Genomic DNA, 1,737 nt, shown 5'->3' on the forward strand with positions numbered 1-1,737 from the left:
CCGCGATCAGGGACAGTCAAAATTGTGCAGTGTCACCGAATTCCCGTAATATCCGGCAATCACGGATTGTTGATCTGAAATGCCCAGCCATCCTCGGTTTTGTATGAGCGCTGCCAATTGTAGGAATCCTTATTGTCCCACTCCATCTGCGACCACGGTCCGAAGCAGTTATTGTCGTGCGAGCACAAGGCCTGGATCCAGCCTGACGGCGCGGCACCGTCACCTCCGGCGATTCCACCGTTGTCGTTGTTGACAGCGATCCAATCTGCGTAGAACTGCCCATTGTACCACGAGCTGCCGGAAAGTTCGCGATGTGTTATTCCTATATAGCCATCGTATTGCTGTGACGCACCATCCAAGGTAAACGAAACTGCAACGAACTTGTCTTTGCCGTCACAACCGTAGCCATTATAATCAAAAGCGTTATTCGAATCTTCCCAATTAACGGTATAGGTTTGGCCAGGGGAAATTGTCGAGGGCCAGTTAACTGAATTTCCCCACTCTTTAACACATCGAGCCTTCCAGTCCTTTAGCCTAAAAGTGTATTGTGAATTGTTGATAATGTTAAAGCTGTCTGGTGCTTCGGCCTGACTTGCTGTCGTCCCGCCGAGCAAGGCAGCGGCAGTAAGCAGGCCGCAACGCCAATAAGCGATCGTGCGCATGATGCTGTTCTCTATGTTGTGGTAGGTTAAAATGTCCTGGCAAGGAATAATTACAGAGAGCGATACCATTCCGCAAGCGACTTGTTGCTTTAATTCCTATAAAATGTATTTCAATGCAGGGGAATTTGGCGATCGTACACGTCAGCGAGCTTCCGCTCGGGTCTGGCAAGAGCGAGAGGCCGGCCGCTCTTGCGGTCGAACCGGTCCAGGCACCGAGTGGCAGGCCGATCGGCAAGCGAAGCCCAATTCGCTGCCGCCATGTCCTGGAGACACAGGACGGCCAGGCCCCCATCAAATGCAAGGGGCGGAGCTCGCCATGGCGGATTGGGGGTGAGCGGCTTTATGTTCTGCTTTTGTTCTTGACGTGACGGCACGTCGCGCCGCATAATCCAGGCACAGTCGAAGAGTTGCGCCCGCCCGGCCCCCGCCGCGGCGGGCTTTTTCATGCGAGGACGGGATGGAACCGAAGACGCTGGAGGAGTGCGACGAGGATTTCGCCGAGTGCTACGCCAGCCATGGCGATGCGTCCCGGGCGGCCCGTGACACGGGCCTCTCGGAAAGGAGCGCCAGGCAACTTGGCTACCGCAAGCTGCGTGAGCCGCAGGTCCTGGCCGCCTGCCTGATGACGGTGGTCGAGATGGTGGCCGGGGGACAGTGGCCGGAGGGGCGGGTGGTACGCCGGCTGCGCAAGGTGGCGCCGGATTGCCTGGCGAAGGGCGTGAACCGGCATGACATCGACGGCCTGCCGCCGGTCGAGGAGGCGTACCGGCAGTTCCGCCTGGCCGTGCGGCTGGACCAGCCCAGGACCAGGCGGAAGACGCGGCCGGTGCCGCCGCCGGGCGAGGCGGGGACGGCGGCGGACGGAGCGGAGGCCGCGGCGGCATCGGCGGCGGCAGCCAGGCCGGGAGCGCTCGCCCTGCCGCGCTGGAAGCTGGCGCCCGTCTTCCGGAAGCTGAGGAAGCCGTCGCGCTACAAGGCGGTGCATGGCGGCCGCGGATCGGGCAAGTCGCATGTCTTCGCCGAGCTGCTGGTGCGGCGCTGCGTCGAGGCGGCGCCGCTGCGGGCGGTGTGCATC

General features: G+C 60.9%; 2 protein-coding genes. One reads left to right on the forward strand and one right to left on the reverse strand.

All coding sequences use genetic code 11. The annotated features are described in order from the left end of the window. Positions 1 to 59: 59 nt before the first annotated feature. Entirely contained in the window at positions 60 to 662 is a 603-nt protein-coding gene (locus tag FFK22_RS41650; protein WP_138886998.1) for a hypothetical protein, read from the reverse strand. A gap of 457 nt (positions 663 to 1,119) precedes the next feature. On the opposite strand from FFK22_RS41650, the gene FFK22_RS41655 reads away from it, so the two are divergent. Then, on the forward strand, positions 1,120 to 1,737 hold a 618-nt coding region (locus FFK22_RS41655), incomplete at its 3' end, for a hypothetical protein (protein ID WP_221939297.1).

This window comes from Mycobacterium sp. KBS0706 (genome assembly GCF_005938675.2).
In the GTDB taxonomy this organism is placed as follows: Bacteria; Pseudomonadota; Alphaproteobacteria; order DSM-16000; family Inquilinaceae; genus Inquilinus.

Coding starts and splice junctions, on each gene's coding strand:
- FFK22_RS41650 (WP_138886998.1), bottom strand. CDS start 662: ATGCGCACGATCGCTTATTGGCGTTGCGGCCTGCTTACTGCCGCTGCC.